This window comes from Holdemania massiliensis AP2 (assembly GCF_000327285.1).
Classification (GTDB): domain Bacteria; phylum Bacillota_I; class Bacilli_A; order Erysipelotrichales; family Erysipelotrichaceae; genus Holdemania; species Holdemania massiliensis.
The window spans coordinates 129503-152874 of record NZ_HE998567.1 but is presented as its reverse complement, the minus strand read 5'-3'; the positions used below and the strand labels follow the sequence as shown (position 1 = coordinate 152874).

At 49.9% G+C, this 23372-nt stretch carries 21 protein-coding genes; all 21 read right to left on the bottom strand.

Annotated features, from left to right (window positions below; all coding sequences use genetic code 11):
* Positions 1-115: 115 nt before the first annotated feature.
* The 21 genes from BN162_RS00730 to rplS all read right to left on the bottom strand — a co-directional run bounded on the left by BN162_RS00730 (position 116) and on the right by rplS (position 23275).
* A complete protein-coding gene (locus BN162_RS00730) occupies positions 116-1363 on the bottom strand; it encodes a S41 family peptidase (protein ID WP_020223130.1) in 1248 nt (415 codons plus the stop codon).
* 144 nt (positions 1364-1507) lie between these two features.
* Entirely contained in the window at positions 1508-2407 is a 900-nt protein-coding gene (locus BN162_RS00725) for a LysR family transcriptional regulator (RefSeq protein ID WP_020223129.1), read from the bottom strand.
* 63 nt (positions 2408-2470) lie between these two features.
* Entirely contained in the window at positions 2471-4498 is a 2028-nt protein-coding gene (locus tag BN162_RS00720) for an FAD-dependent oxidoreductase (RefSeq protein WP_020223128.1), read from the bottom strand.
* Positions 4499-5215: 717 nt separating this feature from the next.
* Positions 5216-6229: a UDP-glucose 4-epimerase GalE gene (gene galE / locus BN162_RS00710; protein ID WP_020223126.1), complete on the bottom strand. Its 1014-nt coding sequence runs from the start codon at positions 6227-6229 to the stop codon at positions 5216-5218.
* A 51-nt stretch (positions 6230-6280) separates the two neighbouring features.
* Positions 6281-7327, bottom strand: coding sequence for an RIP metalloprotease RseP (gene rseP, locus BN162_RS00705; RefSeq protein WP_020223125.1), 1047 nt, complete (start codon positions 7325-7327; stop codon positions 6281-6283).
* Between the two features lie 3 nt (positions 7328-7330).
* On the bottom strand, positions 7331-8485 hold the full coding sequence (dxr, locus tag BN162_RS00700; RefSeq protein WP_040451110.1) for a 1-deoxy-D-xylulose-5-phosphate reductoisomerase: 1155 nt from the start codon (positions 8483-8485) through the stop codon (positions 7331-7333).
* 1 nt (position 8486) lies between these two features.
* The gene (locus BN162_RS00695) at positions 8487-9251 is read right to left on the bottom strand and encodes a phosphatidate cytidylyltransferase (protein WP_020223123.1); all 765 of its coding nucleotides are present in this window, start codon (positions 9249-9251) and stop codon (positions 8487-8489) included.
* Positions 9248-9949, bottom strand: coding sequence for an isoprenyl transferase (locus BN162_RS00690; RefSeq protein ID WP_020223122.1), 702 nt, complete (start codon positions 9947-9949; stop codon positions 9248-9250). The genes BN162_RS00695 and BN162_RS00690 overlap by 4 nt, the downstream gene beginning before the upstream one ends.
* 47 nt (positions 9950-9996) lie before the next feature.
* Complete coding sequence (gene frr, locus BN162_RS00685) at positions 9997-10545, bottom strand: ribosome recycling factor (RefSeq protein ID WP_020223121.1); 549 nt, start codon at positions 10543-10545, stop codon at positions 9997-9999.
* Positions 10546-10562: 17 nt separating this feature from the next.
* Positions 10563-11264, bottom strand: coding sequence for a UMP kinase (gene pyrH / locus BN162_RS00680; protein WP_020223120.1), 702 nt, complete (start codon positions 11262-11264; stop codon positions 10563-10565).
* 339 nt (positions 11265-11603) lie between these two features.
* Positions 11604-13190, bottom strand: coding sequence for a carbohydrate-binding domain-containing protein (locus tag BN162_RS00675; protein ID WP_020223119.1), 1587 nt, complete (start codon positions 13188-13190; stop codon positions 11604-11606).
* A 182-nt stretch (positions 13191-13372) separates the two neighbouring features.
* Positions 13373-14263 (bottom strand): translation elongation factor Ts, encoded by an 891-nt coding sequence (gene tsf, locus BN162_RS00670; protein ID WP_020223118.1) that lies wholly within the window; start codon positions 14261-14263, stop codon positions 13373-13375.
* 2 nt (positions 14264-14265) lie between these two features.
* Complete coding sequence (gene rpsB / locus BN162_RS00665) at positions 14266-15207, bottom strand: 30S ribosomal protein S2 (protein WP_020223117.1); 942 nt, start codon at positions 15205-15207, stop codon at positions 14266-14268.
* 182 nt (positions 15208-15389) lie between these two features.
* Positions 15390-16376: a site-specific tyrosine recombinase/integron integrase gene (xerA, locus tag BN162_RS00660; protein WP_241675836.1), complete on the bottom strand. Its 987-nt coding sequence runs from the start codon at positions 16374-16376 to the stop codon at positions 15390-15392.
* Complete coding sequence (gene trmFO, locus BN162_RS00655) at positions 16346-17656, bottom strand: methylenetetrahydrofolate--tRNA-(uracil(54)-C(5))-methyltransferase (FADH(2)-oxidizing) TrmFO (protein ID WP_020223115.1); 1311 nt, start codon at positions 17654-17656, stop codon at positions 16346-16348. The genes xerA and trmFO overlap by 31 nt, the downstream gene beginning before the upstream one ends.
* The gene (gene topA, locus BN162_RS00650; RefSeq protein ID WP_020223114.1) at positions 17646-19673 is read right to left on the bottom strand and encodes a type I DNA topoisomerase; all 2028 of its coding nucleotides are present in this window, start codon (positions 19671-19673) and stop codon (positions 17646-17648) included. Before topA ends, trmFO begins: the two co-directional genes overlap by 11 nt.
* A gap of 81 nt (positions 19674-19754) precedes the next feature.
* Positions 19755-20537 carry a DNA-processing protein DprA gene (gene dprA, locus BN162_RS00645; protein WP_020223113.1) on the bottom strand — a complete coding sequence of 261 codons (783 nt, stop codon included), beginning with the start codon at positions 20535-20537 and terminating at the stop codon, positions 19755-19757.
* A gap of 297 nt (positions 20538-20834) precedes the next feature.
* The gene (locus tag BN162_RS00640; protein WP_020223112.1) at positions 20835-21458 is read right to left on the bottom strand and encodes a ribonuclease HII; all 624 of its coding nucleotides are present in this window, start codon (positions 21456-21458) and stop codon (positions 20835-20837) included.
* Complete coding sequence (ylqF, locus tag BN162_RS00635) at positions 21455-22300, bottom strand: ribosome biogenesis GTPase YlqF (RefSeq protein WP_020223111.1); 846 nt, start codon at positions 22298-22300, stop codon at positions 21455-21457. The genes BN162_RS00640 and ylqF overlap by 4 nt, the downstream gene beginning before the upstream one ends.
* A gap of 1 nt (position 22301) precedes the next feature.
* The gene (gene lepB / locus BN162_RS00630; RefSeq protein WP_020223110.1) at positions 22302-22862 is read right to left on the bottom strand and encodes a signal peptidase I; all 561 of its coding nucleotides are present in this window, start codon (positions 22860-22862) and stop codon (positions 22302-22304) included.
* A gap of 65 nt (positions 22863-22927) precedes the next feature.
* The gene (gene rplS, locus BN162_RS00625; protein ID WP_006060887.1) at positions 22928-23275 is read right to left on the bottom strand and encodes a 50S ribosomal protein L19; all 348 of its coding nucleotides are present in this window, start codon (positions 23273-23275) and stop codon (positions 22928-22930) included.
* Positions 23276-23372 lie beyond the last annotated feature (97 nt).

Below are 23372 nucleotides of genomic sequence, written 5' to 3'. Positions count from 1 at the left end.
TACGACGGATAAGTTTGCTTGTCCGCCGTTTTTTTATAAGAAAAAGCCGCAGGCTCAGCGTTCTCTGCTTTGCCTTCGGCTTTTTAATTATCTTATAAAACTGTCCAATCAGGAATTAAACTGTTTTCGCGGCTTCCATCAAAAGATCTTCATCCCATTCCTGCGGTGTCCAGGCCAGCTCGATGTCGCAGCGAACTCCCCGTGGCTGATCCTTGTTCCAGGCCTTGCGGCGGCTGATCGGATAGTCCAACTGAAACTGATCATCAAACACAACTGAAATCAGATTGCAGGTCTGATATCGTCCGCTGCTCATCCTGCCAACAAGCGTACAGCGGGCGGATTGAGAAGCCAGCTCTGCCAGTTCTTCCGCAGCACCGGCAGTCAGAAAATCAAGAATTACAACCGTTTTACGCTCTGCATTAACGGGATGGATCAATTCTTCCTCATCCACTCCCCAATCCGCCTCTGTTTCCAGAATCCAGCCCAGACCGGCTTTGGCTTCGAGTTCTTCAATCATTTCGCTGATCATCGGTTCCAGCTGCGGATCTGATTTCATCGCTTCCAGCTGTTCGATGCGCCGACGGCAGTTCTTCTCAGTATAATGGGTCAGAAGTCCCTGACCCTCCATCACTTCCGCAATCGACATCGGATGATCAAGGATATATGGCAGCAGACACAGCATCGAAGATTCCCAACCTTCCTCGCAGTGTCGTAAATCCAGAATCACCTTCTGAGCCTCTGCCAGAGCAGCCTGATGCGCAGTCACCAAAGCTTCCAGGGTTTCGTCAATCCGTTCAATCCGCAATACCGCACAGCCTTCTTCTATCGCAAATGTATTCGTTTTCACGATTTCCCTTTTTGGAAATCGCCGCAATGTCAATTCATGAATCTGGCCGTTTCGCCGCACTGATATCCGATCCGCCATCTTTAAAAAGCCGGTCCAGAGCTGACGTTCCTTTTCTTCCGCGTAAAAGATTTTCTTATTCAGCGTTTCGGTATAAAAGCTCAGCGGCTGACCGTTAATCGCAACAATTTCATCCTTTGGCTGCAACCGGTCTTCTTCCCTGACCTCGCTGATCGTCAGCACTGCGCCTGTCCGACGGGTGAAAAAGCCATTAGTAAAGGGTTGATAATCAGAATCTGGACGGCGCTGAAAGCGCAGATTGCGGTCTGTCGTCTCTGCCAGATATTGATTGACCTGTCGGAAAAATAAATCCTCATTCAGTGTCTTCTGCATAAACGCCGTGCCTATCGTATGGACGTAAGGCCGCGGATCATGATGATCCTGACACATCACAAAGCCGGCGTAATCTTCTTTTAGAGTATGGACAATTTCCTGAAATAATTGATCATAGCGGGGCATAAAACTCCTCCTTTAAACACCGGCTTCATTGTATCACAGTCCGCGGAAGCCAACAAGGTTTACTATAGTAAATTATTTAGGAAGCCTTTTTCTGCTTTCTGACCTTCTCATTTTCATATTCTTGGGGATCGTGTCTTTTGATCTTCATCGAAGCTCTTTCGCCAAAGACTCCGAATCCACAAAAAGACACCGCATCAATTCCTGCTTTAACCGCAGAATTTCCTTATTCTTTCTCTGCTTGGAATGGATCAGCAGATTGATCTGACAGGTGGTATTCGGTCCGGCAACAGGGATAATCCGATAGCCGACAACTGTTTTTTTGAAATAGGAGAGATTGTTGGAAATACCGATTGTATTCTTATCCTGACAGGCGATCAGGGTCGCGGTTAAATTCACAGTATTCAATACGATATCCGGTTTAAAACCCTGTGCCAGACAGGCCTGCATAAGAATGTCATAATTGCGGAAATAGCGGTTGACCGTAATGATTTTTTGGCCTTGCAAATCCGCAATGGATAATGTATCACGTTCAGCCAGCGGATGATGGTCATCCACGATCGCTGCCAGAGATCCCTGAAGCAGCCTTGTGGAATCAAAGCGCTGTTCATCAACCGGACCGAAGGTCACCGCAATGTCCAGCTCACCGCTTTCCAGCTTTTCTTCACAATAGGAATCCCAGGCGTCGATCATGATGACATCGCCATGGTTAGTCAGAAATTGATCCAGCCTGCGATGAAAGTCCGGAAACGGAATATCCACGCCCATCGCGATGCCGATATGAAACAGCTTATTTTTGCGGCGCTGAATTTGACCGAGCGAAAGCTGCAGGTTTTCCCACTCACCGACGATCAGTTTTGCGCTCCGGTAAAGTTCCTCTCCATATTCTGTCAGTTTTGCCGCAAAACGATTTTTTTCGAACAGCGGGCAGCCCAGCTCGGTTTCCAAATTTTTTAATGACTTTGAAAGTCCCTGATAGGAAATAAACAATTCATTGGCCGCCTTGGATAAGCTTTTTGCTTCGGCCACTTTAATAAAATATTTCAACTCGTTAATATTCATAAGTCTATTGTAAATGAAAACGGCGCTCGTTTAAAGCACCGTTTATCGTTATTCCCCGCAGGCTGTGACAGCTGCATTTCTAGCCATGTGAATGGAATTGCCGATCGCCAGACCGCAGCTTGGATAAACATTGGCAAAAACACCGGTTAAAGCAACTTCTCCAGCTGCATACAAACCAGAAATCGGTTTGTTATCCTGATTCAGAACACGACCCTGAGCGTCGATCACTAGGCCGCCGAAAGTCGCTGCCGCAACTGGATAGCGGGCAAAAGCATAATACGTATCACCTTCTACAGGAATCATCCAGTCCGCAGGCTTTGCGAAGTCTTCATCCGGTCCCTTGGCACATAAATCGTTATACCGCTCAACGGTAGCTTTCAAAACTGCCGGATCCACTTTGATCAGTGTAGCGAGTTCTTCTAAACTTGACGCTTTAACGGCATTTTCCAGAGTGACACCGTATTGAACCGTTGGATAAGGTTCAGCGCATACGCCGTCCTTAGTCGCTGTAATATAATAATTCACCGCACTGTTTTCACGCTTAAAAGCTTCGGCAGAAACCGATTGATAACTGTGTTCGTTAGCCAGCCGCTTCCCCTGCATATCCACAACTAGGCCGGAAGCTGTGCTGCCAGTTTCACCGGTATTGAAATCGACATATTGCAGCTGCAGACCGTTGGAATCAAAGATCTGAGCGCCGACTTCACCCGCCATCGTCAATCCATCACCGGTACTGCTCGCAGCGGAATTGAAGATCGGATTAAACGATGCAAAGCGCGCTGTCATTTCCGGGTTGGAACCATAGCCGCCAGTTGTCAGAATCACGGAATGCGCATAAATTGTCACGGTTTCTCCGCTCTGATTGACAGCCTGAACGCCGATGACCTGGCCCTGTTCATCGGTTAAAAGCGCCTCAGCACGGGTTTCCAAAAGCAGCGTGCCGCCCTTTTCCAGCATGGATTTCGTTAACGGCACGGTAATCCCGCCGCCGATCCCGGAAGCGATTTCGTTTTTCGGGCTGGTCAAATGCAGCCGATTAGGCGTCAATGTCGGCTGTGCAGTTGTCACATAAGTGACCTGGACGCCTTGATCAGCCAGATAATCTAAATCTTCCGCAATATGCTCAGCATAGTCCCGAATCATTTCCGCATTCAGCAGCTGATCTTCATCATAGCTCATTAAAAACTGATTGAGATCCTCCGCGCTGTCTTCAATGCCGTTGGCCTTCTGTGCTGAGGTTCCCGCGGCAAAGATATTCCCGCCGCTTTGAACTGTCGAACCGCCGGTAATTCCCATCTTTTCGACCAACAATACGGTTTTGCCTTCATCCAAGGCCGTATTCGCCGCGGTTAATCCGGCAGCTCCGCCGCCGATGACTGCGATATCCACTGTATATTCCGCCTCTGTCGGATTTGCCTTCGGCGCCGCTTCACTCATCGCGGTTTCACTCGCTCCGGCCTGGGTCAGACAGTCGCGGACCCCCGCCTTGATCGCGGATGATGTTACGGTCGCTGCCGAGACATTATCCACGTTCAGTGTTTGATGTTCAACGATTCGCTGCGGCAGCACCTCAACCGGTGTCATTACGGAACCATATCCGATCCCATAGGTTTCCGTATGACTGATGATTTTTACCTCCAGGATCGAAGTTGAATCCACGGTTGTTTCCACAGTCATTTCACCATTATGACCGGCGACGACAGCACTGTAGGTACCCTCTGTCATCGCCGTTGTGCTCTCAGTTTCTCCATTTTTCTTGCCGATGGCCTGCTTCACCGCAGATAAAATGGCTTTGGACGTCATTGTTGCTCCAGCGCAGACATCGACGTCGGCACTGTTGGCTGCGACAATTTTCTCCGGCAGTTCCTCTACTGCCCGAGATCCTACACCTTCAGTTTCATCAGGTGCTACCACTGCCACGGATGTCATCTTGTCGGCTTTGAATGTGACTTTGGCGGTTACCGTTCCGCCGTACCCCTGTGCTGAGCCCTCAAAGGTTTCTTCTTGGACTGAAGAACAGGCCGTGACGGACAGAATCATCAATAAAGCTAAAAGACTGGTTGTTATTTTTTTCATTTTCCTTCCCTCCAAAGTCATGATAACATTTTCACATTGCATTCTCCATCAACAGAAAGTTCAATTTTTTTAACCTTTCGATGAACTTGTCCTTCCTTTGCGACGTTCCTCTTAATCTATTTTGCCTTTCATCAGCTATAAAAAAGTATATCCAGTAAGATTGTTTTCATTTAGAGACAAGGACTCTGCCTTTGCATAGAACTTTACCAACAAGAAAGTGATGCAAGCATCACTCTGAAAGTCTAAACCTTCAGAGCCCCTCTCTGTTTCTTGCCAGGAGAGTATTCCTGCAGATCTGTTCCTTCCTCCTCTCTCTCGCTTCACAAGATGAAGACTTATAATGATGAAAATGAATTTGATTTTTTAAATGATCTCGATGTAGCTCGCGAAAGCTATATCACGATGAAATGCATCCATTGTGGACATGAGGAAAATATCCCAGATTTTGTATATGGTGAAGAAGCTGACTTTTTAAAAGAGATTGGAGAAAGTGATCCTCCTTGTTTCCAATGTTCCAAATGTCATCGTGATACTTTATATCGTAAAAATTGAATTAATTTACATAGGTACCCTTTCTAACATCTTAATATTTCTAATCCTTACTTGCTGGTTTTTATTGTGCCTTTTTGGCACTTTTTCTCTTCTCGGCTCTTTAGAGTACTTTCCCAGTTAACAAAAAAAGCAGCCTATTCACGACTGCTTTCCTCGTTTAGTTGGTTATTCAGTAATCCCGTCCGGATTCTGCTGCTGGAAATACCAGGAATCCTGGCACATTTCATCAATGCCGTACTGGGCACTCCAGCCCAGCAGCTTTTTAGCTTTGACTGTATCCGCATAGCAGGTAGCGATATCCCCTGGCCGGCGCGGCATGATCTTATATGGAATTTCCTTACCGCTGGCTTTGGCAAAGGCATCCTTGACCTGCAGCACAGAATAGCCGTGACCGGTTCCCAGATTGACGGCTTCCACTCCTTTGTTTTTCAGGACATATTCAACAGCCTTGATGTGCCCTAACGCCAGATCGACGACGTGGATGTAGTCGCGCACGCCGGTACCATCGACCGTATTGTAGTCATTGCCCCAAACCCGCAAAAATTCGCGCTTGCCGGTGGCAACCTGAGCGATGTACGGCACAAGGTTGTTCGGAATGCCGTTTGGCGTTTCTCCCAACAGCCCGCTCTTATGCGCGCCGATAGGATTGAAGTAGCGCAGCAGCATGATGCTCCAGTCCGTATCGGAAACGAAGACATCGCTTAAAATCCGTTCGATCATCAGCTTTGTTGAACCGTAAGGATTCGTTGTCGATAACGGGAAATCCTCTGTGATCGGTACCTTATGCGGATCACCGTAGACTGTGGCGCTGGAAGAGAACACGATCTTCTTGCAGTTGTGTTCCTTCATGACCTCACACAGAATCAGCGTGCCGGTTAAGTTGTTGTGATAATAGGTCAAAGGGATCGTTACCGATTCCCCGACCGCTTTCAATCCGGCAAAGTGAATGACCGCTTCGATCTCATTTTCTTCAAAAACCTTTTTCACCGCCGCTTTGTCCAGCAAATCATTTTCGTAGAAGCGCGGACGTTTTCCGGTGATCTTTTCAATGCGATCCACTACGCCTTTGCAGGAATTGACCAGGTTGTCAATAATGACAACATCATAACCCGCGTTGATCAGTTCCACTGTTGTGTGGCTGCCGATAAAACCGGTACCGCCTGTGACTAAAATACTCATGCTGATTCCTCCTATTTGTTCTATGTCTTCCTCGCCTTTGAGGAGATGGAGCTAAATAAACAACCGCATTAAATCCTGCCAGGTCACATACACCATTAAAAGCAGAACTAGGGCTACGCCGACCGCTGTAATTCCAGCCTCCAGCTTTTGGTTGAGCGGCTTGCCGATAATCATTTCCACGATCACCAGCAGAATTCGCCCGCCGTCCAAAATCGGCAGCGGAAGCAGATTGAACACGCCGACATTCAGCGATAACAGCGCGATCAATAAAATATAGTTCTGCAGCCCCAGACTGGCCTGCTGCTCCGTAACCTGATAAATGCCGACCGGACCGGACAGATCCTCAAATCCGATGCCCTTGACCAGACGGGTCAGAGCTGTGATGAGTTCCTTGACGGTCTGCCCCATATACTGAGCGCCATAGTAACCGCTGTTGAGCAGTGTGGTTTTGACCTGCGTTGCCGGGGGGATTTTGATACCGACCAGCCACGATTGCTCCTGCTCGTCATACACTGGAGCTACCGTTTTTTCCAATGTTTCCCCGCCGCGCTTTAACGTATAGGTTACCGGATCGGTATTGTCCATCGAATACGTCAAAATCTCATAAAAGTTGGATGGCTTGACGACCGTACCGTCAGCGAAGACCACTTTCGTAATTACATCGCCTTCCGCAAAACCTGCGGCCTCCGCCGGTGAACCGGCGACCACGCCGCCGACAACCGCTTTGGGAGCAATGTTGTAGCTGCCGTTGATCAAAATGATTGAAGCGAAGATCAACCAGGCCAGCACGAAGTTCATGATCACTCCGGCAAGCATGATGATGATCTGCTTCCAATGCGATACGCCTTTGATCGTCCGCTCACGCGGCACGCCTTCAAATTCGCTGCCTTCCTCGCCCGCCATCGCAACGTAGCCGCCGATTGGCAAAGCCCGCAGCGTGAATGTCGTTTCCTTGCCTTTATAGGACCACAGCTTCGGTCCCATCCCAATAGAAAATTCACCGCAGTAAACATGGAAACACTTGGCAGCGATCAGATGGCCGCATTCATGGACGATGATGATCACGGACAGCAGGATGATAAAATACAAAATTGCCATTGCTTAGGCTCCTTTCAGATGTGATTTCACAAACTCACGGGCCTGATGATCTGCCTCGAAAATCGCATCCAGGGATGGTGAATCCGTGAAAGCGAGAGTTCGGCAGGCGTCGATCACCAGCTCCTCAATGTCTAAAAATGAAATTTTCCCCTCACGGAATGCAGCGTTGGCTTCCTCGTTGGCGGCATTCATGACCGCCGGCATCGTTCCTTGTTTTCTTCCTGCTTCATAAGCTAACCCAAGCAAGGGATAGCGAGTAAAATCGGCTGGGGCAAAATGCAGTGTTCCGATCGCAGCCAGATCCAGCGGCTGGCTGTTGATTAACGGCAGACGGTCAGGATAGCTTAATGCATACTGAATCGGCAGCCGCATGTCCGCTGTTCCCAGCTGGGCGATCACCGCATGATCCTGATATTCAACCAGCGAATGGATCACGCTTTCCTTATGAATCAGCACGTCAATGTGATCAAAATCCACATCAAACAGCCAATGCGCTTCGATAACTTCAAACCCCTTGTTCATCATCGTCGCGCTGTCAATCGTAATCTTGGCTCCCATCGACCAGTTTGGATGCGCTAAGGCCTGCTTCACCGTCACACCCTTTAACTGTTCACGGGTTAAATCCCGGAAGCTGCCGCCGGACGCGGTGATGATCAAACGCTGAAGCTGATCCCTGCGGTTTCCCTGCAGGCATTGGAAGATCGCGGAATGTTCGCTGTCAATCGGCAGCAGTGCTACCTGATGCTGACGGCAGGCCGCATTGACGAAAGCTCCGGCGACTACTAACGTTTCCTTATTGGCCAGCGCGATGTCATGTCCTGCTTCAATCGCTTTGAGCGTTGGCTTTAAGCCGACAAATCCGACTAAAGCGTTGACCAGCACATCGTAGTCCTCCCGCTCGCTTAAACGAAGCAGTCCCGCCTCGCCCCAAACCCATTCCAGATTTGGAAATTCGCGGGTCAGCGTCAGACAATCCGCTTCCTCCTGAACACAGACCGCTTTTAAGTGCGGCAGCTGTACAATTAGTTTTCGCAGCTGTGCCAGATTGCGTCCGGCACTGATTGAAGTGATTTGAAAAGCCTCCGGATGCGCCGTACAGACGTCCACGGTCTGCACCCCGATCGAACCGGTTACGCCCATTACACAACAACGTTTCATATTACACCACCATCGCTAAAATCAGCGTAAAATACAACAAATTAAATAACAGACTGTCGATCCGGTCCAAAATCCCACCATGTCCCGGCAGAAAAGATCCGAAATCTTTGATACCGACATTTCGTTTAATCAGACTGAACGCCAGATCCCCCAGCTGTCCGACAATCGCCATCGTCGCTGCGCCAAACAGCGCAAGGCCCATCGACAGCTCCGGCAGCATGGTCAGCGCAAAGACAAACGCGCCCAGCATCCCGCACAGCCATCCGCCGATGGCGCCTTCCACCGTTTTCTTCGGGGAAATACGTTCGATCAGTTTATGCTTGCCAAAGAAATAACCGCTGAAATATGCACCAGTATCTGTCAGATAGGTGGCTAAAATCACATACATCATCAGCCATGAATTCTGAGCATAAATCGAAATAATCGAGCGAACCGCCATCGTAAAGATCGTCAGCATCGCAAAAACCAGCGTAATGTCGTTTAAATCCAGCTTGGGATCGGCAATCGCCGCGGCAAACAGCACCACCATCGTCAGCGCCAGGCCAGCCCCCAAGAACTGCGGACTGATCAAAGCCAAAGCGATCATCACGCCAATCATGGCGATCATGAGTAAATTCTTACGCGGCGTTTTCAGACAATGCGTAATTTCATACGCTCCGGTGACCAGGCAGAACAACATCAACAGATCGATCAGCGTTCCGCCTAAAATCAACGGCGGCAATACCACCGCGATGATCAGCGTGGCGGTCAGGATACGCTGTTTCACTTGACGCCTCCAAACCGCCTGTCCCGCTGTTTAAACTGATCCAGACACTGCTTCAGTAGCTCCGGTGTGAAATCCGGCCAGGCTTCCTCCACAAAGATCATTTCTGCATACGCAATTTCCCAAAGCATAAAGTTGGAAATCCGATACTCTCCGCTGGTGCGGATCAAAAGATCCAGCGGCGGAAATTGTGCACCCATCAAGTAGTTTCCAAACTCCGCATCGCTGATCGAATCGCTGGCTTTGCCCTCCCGCACATCCTTGGCATAGGCCTGTGCCGCCAATACAATTTCCCGGCGGCCGCCGTAATTCATCGCAAAGTTCAGGATCATACCGGTATTTTCCCGCGTATCATCAATCGCAGCCTGAAGCACTTTTGCCGTATCTTTAGGAATCTGATCCATTTCCCCGATCATCGTGATCCGGATGTTCTTTTCCATCAGTTCCTTTAAAAAGCGTTTAAAGAAGACCGACGGCAGCTTCATCAGATAACTGACTTCTTCCTCCGGACGTTTCCAGTTCTCCGTCGAAAAAGCGAACACCGTCAGCACTTCTACGCCCAGATCATTCGCCGCAATCGCGATATTGCGCACATTCTCAACGCCCTGGTAATGACCGGCGGTGCGGACCTTGCCCTGTTTTTTCGCCCAACGTCCGTTGCCGTCCATAATAATCGCTACATGTCTAATTTTTTCTTCCATACCGTCGCTCCTTATCAAAGAAGCTCACTTCAAGGTGAGCTTTGCCGTTACACTGTCATGATTTCTTTTTCTTTTTCAGCAGCGACGGCTTCGACCTTCTTAATCATTTCATCCGTCAGCTTCTGAATTTTTTCAAGGCATTCTTTTTCTGCATCTTCGGTCAGCGTTTCGTCTTTTTTCGCAGCCTCGTTTGCATCCCGACGCAGATTACGGACCGCAATCTTCGCTTCTTCCGACAGCTTGGAAACCTTCTTGCATAATTCTTTCCGAGTTTCCTCCGTTAAAGCCGGAACATTGATGCGGATGACAGAACCGTCATTCTGCGGATTCAGACCCAGATCGGACTTATTGATCGCATGCTCAATCGCTTTCAGCGAACTGGAATCATACGGCTTAACGACCAGCTGACGGCCTTCGACAACCGTAATCGAGCTGATCTGGTTAATCGGCGTCGGACAGCCGTAATAATCGGCTTCCACTCCGGCAAGCATGCCGGCATTGGCCCGTCCTGTGCGGATGGTTTCCAGATGTTCGCTGAAGGTGTCGATCGCTTTCTGCATTTTAGAGCGGCTGTTATCCAGTATTTCTTTCATCATCGTAAGGTTCCTCCTGTTTATTCTACGATTGTTCCAATGCTTTCGCCCATCACGGCGCGCTTGATATTGCCTTCCTGATTCATATTGAAGACGATCAGGTCGATGTGATTATCCATACACATCGATGTTGCGGTCGTATCCATGACTGCCAGGCCTTTTTGGATCAGATCCATATACGTTAACCGGTCATATTTTACCGCGTTTGGATCTAATTTAGGATCTGCGGAATAGACGCCGTCGACGCCGTTTTTGGCCATCAGAATGACGTCCGCTTTGATCTCCGAAGCTCTTAATGCCGCCGTCGTATCCGTTGAGAAGAACGGGCTTCCGGTGCCGGCGCCAAAGATCACAACCCGGCCTTTTTCCAGATGCCGGATCGCGCGGCGGGCAATGAACGGCTCCGCGACCTTATTCATTTCAATCGCCGTCTGAACACGGGTCGGAACATTGATCTGTTCCAGCGAGCTTTGAATTGCCAATGCATTGATGACTGTGGCAAGCATGCCCATATAATCGGCCTGAACACGCTCAATTCCCATTTTTTCCGCCATTTTGCCGCGGATGAAGTTGCCGCCGCCGACCACAATCGCAATTTCGACGCCCAGATCCTGAATTTCCTTGATCTGGCTGGCCAGTGATTTCAGAATTTCAGGGTCAAAATTGGTTCCTTGTCCGGACAGAGCTTCTCCGCTGAGTTTGAGCAGGATGCGCTTGTACATAGTTATCTCTCCTTTTTCATCAGAAACGAATTCTGTGACTGCTTCTTTTTCAGACGTTATTTTATCATATTCGCCCATGTTTTCCTAGGGTCTGACACCAAGTTCATCAAATTTAAAGAATCTGACACCCGCATAAAAGTGTATGTCGTACCGATCAGCTTTCCGACCTTTTTCATCCCGCAAAGTTTCTCACTTTCTTTTATTGTAGGCGATTTCCAACGGATTGAAAAGGACAATGCTGAATTTGTTGACAATCTTTTTAATTTGTCGCCTCCGCTGCCTTCCATTTCATCCGGACTTTGCTTTAAATGTGGAAAAGACGGCTGACGCCGCCTTTGATCACTCAGCTTCTTCCAGCCGCCGGATTCCGGAGAACATTGAGATACCGGACTGGAGGGAGAAAACCGAATTCACTTCCCCAGGTTCTTCATTGAAGGCACCCTGATCCTGTCTATCCTGTATCGGCCGATCACCTTCCTCCGGCTTTTTCAGATCGGCCGGAGGTTGATGATCACGCTCCGCTTGTTCATCAGGCTGCGGACGTTCTCCCTGTGGACGGCCATCTTCAGCCGTACCTGTTTGCGAATTTTCTTCTTTACCAAACGCTCCGCCCTGCGGACGCATTCCCATGCCCAGGGTTGTCTGCGAATAGCCAAGCGCATGGAGTTCATCGGTTGACTGCACAGAAGTGACAAGTCCGCCGAGATCCTCTCCCTTCACGCTTGAAGTCTGCGCCAGCGTATACTCCTGAGCGTCAAGCTGCGGTGAGGAATAGATTAAAATTGTATAAGTATTCTGTGCATTCAGACCGACAGCCGGCTGTCCATCGTTGTCTGCCAACACCAGCCAGTCCGCTGCCGTCAGAGTTTGAGCAAAGCTGAAGACCGCGACATTCTGCGTTGAAGCCTCGTCGATTTCATCAAACATATTGCCCGTTGCCAGCACAGTGCCGCCGTGAATCACAATCCCGTTGTCGGAATCCAGCCCGCTGTCCATGCTTGTTGGATTGGCCGAGGCAAGAACCATACCGCCGTTGATGACGATCCAGCCATTGGAGTCAATCCCGTCGCCTTCCTCACCAGCTCCGGCATCGCAGCGCACCGTTCCGTCATTGATCGTGATGACGGAAATGCCGTCTTCATTGGCATTAAGACTATCATCCGCGGAATGAATGAACCAGTTTCCGCCGTTAATTGTCATATGCATCGCCGTTTCAATGCCTTCATTGCTGGCCTCAACGTTCAGGATTCCATTGCCTTCCGTTTCACCGTCAAGGTTCATCGAGACTTTGGACTCAATCGCACCGTCGTATTTATGCAGCTTCTTCGTTGTGCCTTCTTGGTATATTTTCGTAACATAGGCACCCTTCACGTAGTTTTCAGTGTTGTCGGCAACGATCAGGTTAAACCCTGCCACCTGGGTATTCACCTCGCTTTGGGCCTGTTCGTCCGCACACTCATAAGCATGATAGACAATGATCGCCGGGGCGACCGTGCAGGTTATCTCCGCCTGATCCAGAATCAAGGTAACCACAGCAGCGGGATCGTTGTCGGCATCTTCACCCAGATCAACCGCGATCTGTCCTTGACTGAGTGTACCGCTGATCCGATAGGTTCCCGGCTCGCGGATTGTGATCACCGAATGCGCCGCCGCTTCCTCGGCAGGATGTTCATCCGCAGGGCTGCCTTCGCCATACGCTGTTCCCTGATCCGCTTCATAATAGACGATGTCATGGGACAACGTGACCGCACCGGTGCCGGTGATCGCCTGTCCATCTACCAGAATTTCTTGATCGCTAAGTGTTATGGACACGGCTTCTTCAGCGGTCTGGACGGGGGAAGTGGAAGGTGTTGAGGTCGGGGCTGTACTGCATCCGCTCAGAATCAGATACAGGCTGATCAGTGCTGGAAAAGAATGATGTTTCATAATTCACCTCGTTTTTGATGAAGATAGTATACCCATTTAAAACGAAGTCTGGGTGAACAACATGAGAATTTCACCTGAATTTTCCAAAAAAAGGCGTCTTTTGCCAACACTATTTTTGAAAGAGCCATTGTTTTATAAGAACAAAAAAAAGCGACTGATCACTCAATCGCTTTAGGGTGTGCTTATTTGCCGATCTGCTTGGCGACTTCTTCCGCAAAGTTTTCTTCGCGTTTTTCCAGACCTTCGCCGACAGCGTAGCGAATGAAGCTTTCAACTTCTGTATTCGCAGCCTTAAGAACCTGAGAAACCTTCTGGTTCGGATCTTTGAAGAACGGCTGGTCAACCAGGCACATTTCCTGCAAAGACTTGCTCAGACGGCCTTCAACGATGCCCTGCAGCACTTTTTCCGGCTTGTTGGCCAGGGATTCGTCATTCTTCATGATTTCCATCTGAACGACTCTTTCCTTTTCAACAACTTCCGCCGGCATGTGGTTGCGGGAAACATAGCTTGGGCTCATCGAAGCCACCTGCATCGCCATGTCTTTGGCAACCGCCGCGTCATCGCTGTTCTTTAAAACGACGCAGGCGCTGATCTTGCCGCCCATGTGCATATATGTTCCAAAAATGTCGTTGTCTGTCTTTTCCATGATTTCGAAGCGGCGCAGCGTAATCTTTTCACCGATTGTCGCTGTGGCATCGATGAACTTGCTTTCCAGCGTTGCACCCTTGACATCCAAAGCCAGAGCTTCTTCCAGCGTCTTCGGCGCAGCTTTGAGGATCATCTCTGCTGTCGTATTGATCAGGTCTAAGAACTGTTCGTTCTTGGCGACGAAATCGGTTTCCGAGTTGACTTCAATCAAGCAAGCCCGGTTGCCTTCGGCTACGACCCGGGTCAGACCTTCAGCCGCGATCCGGCCAGCCTTTTTCGCCGCTTTGGCGATGCCCTTTTCACGCAGCCAGGTAATGGCCTTTTCCATGTCGCCGTCGCATTCGGTCAGGGCCTTTTTGCAGTCCATCATGCCTGCGCTTGTTCTTTCACGCAGTTCTTTTACTAATGCAGCGGTAATTGCCATGACTATTTTGCCTCCTTTGCAGCTTCTGCCGGTTTTGCTTCAGCAGCTGGTGCAGCTTCAGCAGCCTTGGCAGCTTCAGCATTTTCGCGGCGCGGTGTGAAACGCTTGTTATCGCCATAGCGGTTGTTGCGCGGACGGCGTTCTTCGTTTCTCTGACGACGGCGGCGTTCGTTTTCTTCCGCCTGCTGTTCAACGTTGATGATGACTTCCTTCATCGTGATGTCTTCCGCTTCCTGATCTTCCTGGTAAGCATAGCTTAACAGACCGCCCTTGGTTTCAACGATCGCATCCGCCAATACGCCGATGATCAGTTTTACCGAACGAATTGCATCATCATTGGAAGGAATCGGGTAATCAACTTCTTCCGGGTTGCAGTTGGTGTCAACCATCGCAAAGACCGGAATGTTCAGCTTCTTCGCTTCAGCAACCGCGTTGTGTTCTTCCTTCGGATCGACAACGAAGATTGCATCCGGCAGTTTCTTCATTTCTTTGATGCCGCCTAAGAAGTTTTCCAGACGGGCTGCTTCCTTGCGGATCTGAGCGACTTCCTTCTTCGGATAAACATTGATCGATCCGGAAGCTTCCATTTCTTCAATTTCCAAAAGCCGCTTGATGCGCTTCTGAATTGTGCGGTAGTTCGTCAGAATGCCGCCCAGCCAACGCTGGTTAACATAGAAAGAACCAGAACGCAGAGCTTCATCCAGAACAACGCTCTGAGCCTGCTTCTTGGTGCCGACAAACAGAACCTTGCCGCCCTTTTCAGCAATCGCCTTCATCGCTTCATAAGCTTCATCCAGCTTCTGCTGTGTCTTGGCTAAATCGATGATGTAAACACCGTTTTTCGCTGTGTAGATATACGGTTTCATCTTCGGATCCCAACGACGGGTCTGGTGTCCGAAATGAACGCCGCTTTCGAGCATTTTACGCATAGATACAACTGACATTTTTAATTTCCTCGCTTTCCGTTATATCCTCCATCACTTCCAACACGGTCACTTGATCGCTCAAGCACGGAGCCGTGAATCCATGATGTGTGTTGTGCACCCACCTGAAGCGGATGCCATGTATTAATATACCATAAGGCACTTCCGGTTGCAATCCCAAAAGTGCCTTATTGAAGCCTGATTCAGGCATTTATTTGATTTTTTGAACGCTCATGGGAATGCGGATGGGCATCGTCGACCGATTTCTTGAGCCGATCGACGGTGATATGCGTATAAATCTGCGTCGTCGAGAGCGAGCTGTGTCCCAAAAGCTCCTGCACCGTCCTCAGATCCACGCCGTTGTCGAGCAGATGCGTCGCAAACGAGTGCCGCAGCATATGCGGATGCAGCGGCTGATTCAGTCCGGCATCCTGCCCCGCTTGGGCTAGGATCATCTGTACGGCACGCGGGGTGATCGGCGCACCGCGCTGGGAAACAAACACCACCCCATGCTCTTCTTTCAGATACAGCGCCCGCGACTCCTTTAGATATCGGATTAACAGTGTCCGCAGCCGTTTATAAAAGGGAACGATCCGCTGCTTGCCGCCCTTGCCGCTGACGGTCAGAATCCGCTCATCAAGATCCAGCTCATTCAGGGTTAAGGAACAAACTTCACTGACCCGAAGACCGCAGGCGTACATCGTTTCCAGAATCGCGCGGTTGCGCAGCGCCGCCGGATCTTCGCAGTCAAAGGAATCAAACAGCGTCATCATCTGATCAAACGTCAGAAACTCCGGAATCGTGCGGTTCAGCTTGGGTGAATGCAGCCCCCGCGTCGGGTTGACCCGCAGCCCCTGATAGCGGTTAAGATAATGGTAGAATGACCGCAGCGTTGACAACATCCTTGAAAAAGAACTGTCGCTGATTTTGCCGCGGGTAATCTTACCGCTGCGCAAAAGCGAAACATAGTCAAACATCAGCGCTTTATCGACCTGGCCGAAATCCGCGATTTCCTTTTCCGCCAGAAAAGCGGCGAAGCGTTCCAGATCCCGACGGTAGCCATCGGCCGTGGCAGCCGAGCCGCTGCGGCGGGCAACGATGAATTCGATGAATTCATCCACCCTGATCCTCAGCTGAGCCGCTGCCTTTTGCTGCGGGGTTACTTCGTGTCCCATGTCAGTGTGCGGCAAAACTGTTCCAGCTCCTTCAGCGCCTGGACGCCATAGGCTTCCTTGCGTTCACTCTTTTTTACTTTCTGAACTAACGGCATGATGCCGAAATTCGCATTCATCGGCTGAAAATGCTTCGGATCGGCATGGGTAATATAATGCGCCATCGCCCCGATCATACAGGTTTGCGGAAACGGTATCAGATCCAGTCCCAGAACCAGCCGGGCACATTGAATTCCAGCGTTTAAGCCGCTGGCTGCGGATTCGATATAGCCTTCCACCCCCGTCATCTGCCCAGCGAAAAATAAATCCTCGCGTCCTCGTGTCTGATATGTCGGACGCAGACAGGTTGGGGAATTGATATAGCTGTTGCGGTGCATGACCCCATAGCGTAAGATCACGCAGTTTTCCAGCCCCGGAATCATCTGCAGGATGCGTTTTTGTTCCGGCCATTTCAAATGCGTCTGAAAACCGACGACATTGTACATACTGGCGGCGGCATTATCCTGACGCAGCTGCACGACGGCATAAGGCCGGCTGCCATCGGGACGTTCCAGTCCTACCGGCTTCATCGGCCCAAACAACAGCGTTTTCTCCCCGCGCCGTGCCATTTCTTCAAACGGCATGCAGCCCTCAAAGTAAATTTCCTTTTCATGTTCGTGAATCGGCGCGCTTTCCGCATGGATCAGCGCCTCATAAAAAGCTTCAAACTGAGCCTTGTCCATCGGACAGTTGATGTAATCGGCCTCGCCCTTATCATAACGCGACTTGAAATAAGCCTTGGTGAAATCAATGCTGTCTTTTTCGATGATCGGCGCGGCCGCATCGTAAAAGTAGAACGATTCCTGATCCAGAAAAGCCTGGATCTGTTGACTCAGCGCGTCGCTGGTCAGCGGCCCGCTGGCGATGATGCAGGGTCCCTCAGGGATCTCCGTCACCTCACGATGCACAACCTCCACCATCGGATGGGCGCTGAGTCTTTCGGTAACCGCCTGCGAAAACGCCTCACGATCCACTGCCAGGGCGCTGCCTGCCGGAACTTTAAACTCGTCGGCAACCTTCATGATCAGCGAATCCAGGCGCCGCATTTCTTCTTTCAGAATCCCGACCGCATTGGTCAGGGCATCCGAACGCAGCGAATTGGAACAGACCAGTTCGGCAAAGCTGCCGGTTTTGTGAGCTGGGGTCATTTTTCCTGGCCGCATCTCAATGAGCGTCACTGGGATATGGCGCTGCGCCAGCTGCCAAGCCGCTTCGCTGCCGGCTAAGCCTGCACCCACGACCGTCACTCTATTCGGCATCTTTTTTCTTTCCTTTCCGGCGGAAGGTCGGCTTCTTTTCCCCTTCAATATTTTCAATGTGGCGGCATTTCGGGAAATTGGAACAGCCTAAGAAGTAATTGCCGTAGCGGCTTTTCCGCTTAAGCAGCTCGCCGCCGCATTCCGGGCAAAGCTTGCCCGTCGGTTCCGGCTTCTCTTTTTCCGGTGCTTCAATTTTACGCGTGTATTTGCATTGCGGATAGTTCAGACAGCTGATGAACTTGCCGAACCGTCCCTGACGGATCACCAGTTCCCCACCGCATTCCGGACAAGCTTCGCCGATCTTTTCCGGTTCCATTTTTTCCATGTTCTGATAAGCGTTGTCGACTAACGGCTCAAATTTATCATAAAATTCTTTCAGCGACTGAACATGATCCCGATCGCCCTCGGCAATTTCATCCAGCTCGGTTTCCATGTTCGCTGTATAGCGGACGTTGATGATGTCATTGAAAAATTCTTCCAGCTTCTGCGAGGTCAGCTCCCCCTGTTCGGTCGGGAAGAAAACCTTGGTCTTGCTTGTTTCACTGGCCTTTTTCAGTTCGACGTAGCCGCGCTGCTGAATCGTGTCAATGATCATCGAATAGGTTGACGGACGACCGATTCCCTGTTCTTCCATTTCCTTGATCAGCCGAGCTTCGGAATAGCGCAGCGGCGGTTCAGTAAAATGCTGATTGCCGTTGAGGGAAACCGGTGTGCACTTCTGACCTTCGTTTAAGTCCGGAAGCAGCACATCCTTGCTCGATTCATAATCGGAAACCATTTTTAAATAACCCTCAAAGGCTAACTGCGTGCCGCTGGCATTGAAATCATAACCGTTGATTGACAGGACAACGCTGACGGTATTGGACTTGCTTGGGGCCATCAGCGAGGCCACGGCGCGGGCATAGATCAGCTTGTACAATTTGTATTGATCCGGACTTAGATACTTCTTGACCTGTTCCGGCTCATTGTCCAAACTCGTCGGACGGATCGCCTCGTGGGCGTCTTGGGAATTTTCATCATTCTTGATCTTGTATTTGCCCCAGTATTCCTTGCCGAAACGCTCTGTAATATAGCCCTGGGCAGCTTCGATAAAGACATTGCTCAGACGGGTGGAATCGGTACGCATATACGTGATCAGACCTTCGCTGTGATCTTCCAGTTCTACGCCCTCATACAGCCTCTGCGCCACCTGCATCGTTTTCTTCGCGGAAAAACCCAGCTTGGTTGATGCTTCCTGCTGCAGAGTTGAGGTGATTAACGGCGGCTTGGCTTCCTTTTTGCGGACTTGTTTCTTTAACGCGGAAACCGTCATCTCGCCCTGGCAGGCTGCCAGCGCCTGATCGGCTTCCTCCTGATTGTGAATTTCAGCCTTCTTCCCGTTGATCTTCGCCAGGGCGGCGCTGAATTCCTTGCCGTCCTCTTTGAACTTGGCATCCAGCGTCCAATATTCTACCGGCACAAACGCCTTGATTTCCTTTTCCCGCTCCACGATCAGCTTTAAAGCCACCGACTGCACACGGCCGGCGGACTTGCTGCGAATTTTCGATTTGAGCAGCTTGGACAGCTTAAACCCGATGATCCGGTCCAAAATCCGGCGGGTTTCCTGGGAATGAACAAGGTCCATATCAATCTTGCGCGGATGATCAAAGGCCTGAAGCACCGCATCCTTGGTAATTTCATTAAAAACCACACGGTTATCCTGATCGACGTCCAGCTTTAATTCGCTGGCCAAGTGCCAGGAAATCGCCTCCCCTTCGCGGTCGGGGTCGGTTGCCAGATAAACTTGATCGGCCTTTTTCGCCTTGGCTTTCAATTCTTTGACGGTCTCTTTTTTATCATCGCTGATCGTATAGGTCGCTTTGAAGTTGTCGTTGATGTCGACGCCCAGACCATCCTTTCCTTTGATGGCCAGATCGCGGATATGTCCCTTGGAGGAAACTACTTCGTAATCCTTTCCCAAGTATTTTTCGATTGTTTTTGATTTTGACGGCGACTCGACAATGACTAAGTTTTTCATCGTCATCCTCCTTACTACTGAGTCCTTCTCAGTTCCAATAACCTATATTGCCATAACTTTGCAGAAATTACAAATAACTTTTCAAAATTTCATCGATTTAACACGGTTTTTACAGGCTTGAGTCCATTGTCCAGGACCTCTTGTGAGCTGAGCGGGCTCCAATAGAATCTCTGCCCCCTGGCTGATCAGCAGATTGCAGCCTTCCCCTTCTTTATTCATTGCGGGATAGGGCAGACACCAAACTTCCCGATTCAGCTCCAGCGCTTCACTGACTGTCAGCATTGTCCCGCTGTGAAAGCCCGCCTGCATGACAACGATGCGATCGCTCAAAGCCGCGATCAGCCGATTGCGCCAGGGAAAATGATGTTTTTGCGGCGGTGTATGCGGCGGATATTCGCTAAGCAGTAAATTAGCCTTAGGCAGTTCCTCATACAAATCCCGATTATACGCCGGATATGGCCGATCCAATCCACATCCGGCAATGCCGATTGTTCCCCGGCACATTCGCAGCGCTGCCCGATGCGCCGCCCCATCGATGCCCAACGCCAAACCGCTGACGATCACCTCGTCCTTCAGTGCCGCGCAGCAGCGTTCCGTCATCGTCAAACCATACCGGCAGGCCTTACGCGAACCGACAATGCCCGTGGCCGGCAAATCTGCCAGGGACAGATTCCCGCGATAAAACAGAATCCAGGGCGGATAGCGAAGCTGTCGGAACAAGGCTGGATATTGAGCATCCGCCCAGGTGACATACTTTTCTGATATGGCCGGACAAGGCGGCTTTTCTCCCTGCTTTAATCCCAGTGTGATCTTTTCCCATTCTCCCTGATACTTTAACGCTAATCCTAATATTTGCTTCTGCATATCTTCACCTTGACCCTTCTATAAAGATATACGCAACATTTTAAAAAAGACTGTTTTTTTTACCAACAGCCTTCCTTTTTTACCGGTAAGCACATTTTACTCGGATCATTCCGGATTTTCAGCGGGATACGGGTTTACTTTCTTGCGCCTGAGATTCGTATCCGTTTTTCCCTTAATAAAATATCTGACTTCATTTCTTGTACTGCTTGATGTAAACCTATGTCTTCGCAGATCGTGCAATGCAAAAAATGATCCGATAATTCAGATCATTCCTGTTCTGTTGTTCTTTAAAGCTGCTTAATCCAGATTCAGTGCTAACTGGTTCATTCGCGCAACCGGGCCGTAGCTTTTTCGATAAAATGGCAGCACCCCGTATTTCTCCATCGCTTCCAGATGCGCCTTTGTCGGATAGCCTTTATGCTTGGCAAAGCCATACTCCGGATACAGCCGATCATAGCCCAGCATGATATGATCCCGAACAACCTTCGCCAAAATACTGCCGGCGGCAATCGACAGACTCTTCTGATCTCCCTTGATGATCGACAGTGTCGGTTTGGCACAGTTTAACAGCGGCATCGCATCGGTCAGCACGGCTTCCGCGTTGATTTCACGGGCGATTTCCTCCATCGCTTTCTGCGTTGCACGATAGATATTCAGTGCGTCAATTTCCTCAGGCGTCACAATTTTAATTTTGTAGCAGCGGGCTTCTTTCAGAATCAGTGAAAACAACATTTCCCGCTTTTTCTCGCTCAGGGCTTTGGAATCATAAATTTCTGAATTGGCATAGCCGATATCAAACACGGCTCCGGCGACCACTAGCGGTCCGGCAATTGGCCCCCGTCCGGCTTCGTCGATGCCGACGACATGTTTACCTTGATCCCAGAAGCTGCGTTCATATTCCAATCCAGCCTGATGGCTCATATTGGACGCTCCCAGCTGATCGGACCCAGCTTATCGTTGCGGATTTCGTTGATCACCATGTCGATCGTCCGTGTGAGATCCGCTTCGCCCTGCTTGTTTAAATGTCTTCGGGAAGCAGCGATCTGCGCTAATAAAACGTATGGATCCTCCGCCACTTCACTCAGCGCATAACGATCCTGCAGCTTCTGCGGCTCATGCGCACTCAGCCATTTCAGCGCGTAGACCACAACGTCTTCCTTGGGCAAAATTTCATCCCGGATCGCGCCTGTCAAAGCAAGATGGAACCCAACGGTCGGATCTTCAAATTTCGGCCACAACACCCCCGGCGTATCGAGCAGTTCTACGTCTTTGTTCAGTTTGACCCACTGCAGCGAACGGGTAACCCCCGGACGATCCGCGGTCTGTGCGATCTTCTTGCCCGCCAGTCGGTTAATCATCGTCGATTTTCCGACATTCGGCACCCCGACTACCATCGCCCGAATCGCCCGCGGACGGATACCGCGGCGAATCATCCGTTCAATTTTTTCCTTCATGACTTCCTTACAGGCCTGCGTCAGCTTCGGCACGAAAGAGTCATGAAGCAAATCGGCGGCGATGACCAGTGTTGTATCATCTTTCAGCTTTTCAATCCATTGCTGAGTGATCTCGGCTTCCCCTTTATCCTTTTTCGACAATACGATCAAGCGGGGTTTGGTCTGAATGATGTCATCCAGCATCGGATTTTTGGAAGACAAAGGAATGCGGCAGTCCCGCAGCTCGATCACCAAGTCAACCAGCTTTAAATTCTCCTGCATTTCCCGTTTGGCTTTGGTCATATGACCGGGAAACCACTGGATTGTCATATCAATGCACTCCTATCTGTTGAAACGGAAACAGCACGACCACATCTTTGGCTTTAATCTGTTCTTTCTTAAATGCCCCGTACCAGCGGGAATCACTGGAATACGGCCGATTATCGCCAAGCATGAAATACTCATCCTCCGCCAACGTGACCGGACCAAAATCCTGCGTAAAGATGCCGTTGGTACTCTGGCTGCGCTTGTAGTCCTCGTCAAAAAAATCTTCTTCTACAATTTCCCCGTTGATCAAAAGCTGATCTTGACGGTATTCAACGGTCTCTCCCGGCAGTCCGATCACCCGCTTCACCAGGTGTTCCTTCTTTTCCGGAACATAAATGATTGCGACGTCAAAACGCTTCAGCCCCTGCATCCGGTAGGTCAGAATATTCGAAAATCCGATAGCGTTGTTGTGCAGCGTCGGATACATGGAATCCCCGTCAACCCGAACCGGTCGAATCAGAAATCGTGTGCACAGGAAAACAACCACGATACTGATCAAAAGCATTTTGACAAATTCCCAGATCTCCTGTCCCCAGTTGATTGGTTCTTTTTTAATCTCATCCATGACTTATCCTCCTTGCGCCCAAAAACTGCGCTGCATAAGAAAAAGCCGGATAGCTCCGGCTTCGACTAGCGAATTTCTTTGATACGAGCCGCTTTGCCGGACAGGCCGCGCAGATAGAACAGCTTGCTTCTTCTGACTTTGCCTCGACGGACAACTGTGATCTTGTCGATAATCGGCGAATGCAGCGGGAATGTTCTCTCAACGCCAACGCCGCTGGACATTTTACGAACGGTGAAAGTTTCAGCGATGCCGCTGCCTTTCTTCGCGATAACCAGACCTTCAAAAGCCTGGATACGGGATTTGTCGCCTTCTTTGATTTTGACGTCAACCCGAACTGTGCATCCTGGACGAAATTCCGGAATGTCAGTACGGAGCTGATCTTTTGTAATTTCGTTGACTAAATTCAGATTCATACTTTTTCTCCTTTTCAAATACCTGATATATCCGATGCTCATTCATTCATGGAATCAGCGGAACATGGACGCTATTAAGCTGTATAACTATAACATA

Excerpts from the sequence above, each read along its gene's own strand:
- BN162_RS00720 (WP_020223128.1), bottom strand. The coding sequence starts at position 4,498 with ATGAAAAAAATAACAACCAGTCTTTTAGCTTTATTGATGATTCTGTCC.
- pyrH (WP_020223120.1), bottom strand. The coding sequence starts at position 11,264 with ATGTACAAGCGCATCCTGCTCAAACTCAGCGGAGAAGCTCTGTCCGGA.
- topA (WP_020223114.1), bottom strand. The coding sequence starts at position 19,673 with ATGAAAAACTTAGTCATTGTCGAGTCGCCGTCAAAATCAAAAACAATC.
- rpsB (WP_020223117.1), bottom strand. The coding sequence starts at position 15,207 with ATGTCAGTTGTATCTATGCGTAAAATGCTCGAAAGCGGCGTTCATTTC.
- ylqF (WP_020223111.1), bottom strand. The coding sequence starts at position 22,300 with ATGACAATCCAGTGGTTTCCCGGTCATATGACCAAAGCCAAACGGGAA.
- dprA (WP_020223113.1), bottom strand. The coding sequence starts at position 20,537 with ATGCAGAAGCAAATATTAGGATTAGCGTTAAAGTATCAGGGAGAATGG.
- rseP (WP_020223125.1), bottom strand. The coding sequence starts at position 7,327 with ATGGCAATTTTGTATTTTATCATCCTGCTGTCCGTGATCATCATCGTC.
- tsf (WP_020223118.1), bottom strand. The coding sequence starts at position 14,263 with ATGGCAATTACCGCTGCATTAGTAAAAGAACTGCGTGAAAGAACAAGC.
- trmFO (WP_020223115.1), bottom strand. The coding sequence starts at position 17,656 with ATGCCGAATAGAGTGACGGTCGTGGGTGCAGGCTTAGCCGGCAGCGAA.
- BN162_RS00730 (WP_020223130.1), bottom strand. The coding sequence starts at position 1,363 with ATGCCCCGCTATGATCAATTATTTCAGGAAATTGTCCATACTCTAAAA.
- frr (WP_020223121.1), bottom strand. The coding sequence starts at position 10,545 with ATGATGAAAGAAATACTGGATAACAGCCGCTCTAAAATGCAGAAAGCG.
- lepB (WP_020223110.1), bottom strand. The coding sequence starts at position 22,862 with ATGGATGAGATTAAAAAAGAACCAATCAACTGGGGACAGGAGATCTGG.
- galE (WP_020223126.1), bottom strand. The coding sequence starts at position 6,229 with ATGAGTATTTTAGTCACAGGCGGTACCGGTTTTATCGGCAGCCACACA.
- rplS (WP_006060887.1), bottom strand. The coding sequence starts at position 23,275 with ATGAATCTGAATTTAGTCAACGAAATTACAAAAGATCAGCTCCGTACT.
- dxr (WP_040451110.1), bottom strand. The coding sequence starts at position 8,485 with ATGAAACGTTGTTGTGTAATGGGCGTAACCGGTTCGATCGGGGTGCAG.
- BN162_RS00690 (WP_020223122.1), bottom strand. The coding sequence starts at position 9,949 with ATGGAAGAAAAAATTAGACATGTAGCGATTATTATGGACGGCAACGGA.
- BN162_RS00675 (WP_020223119.1), bottom strand. The coding sequence starts at position 13,190 with ATGAAACATCATTCTTTTCCAGCACTGATCAGCCTGTATCTGATTCTG.
- BN162_RS00640 (WP_020223112.1), bottom strand. The coding sequence starts at position 21,458 with ATGAGCCATCAGGCTGGATTGGAATATGAACGCAGCTTCTGGGATCAA.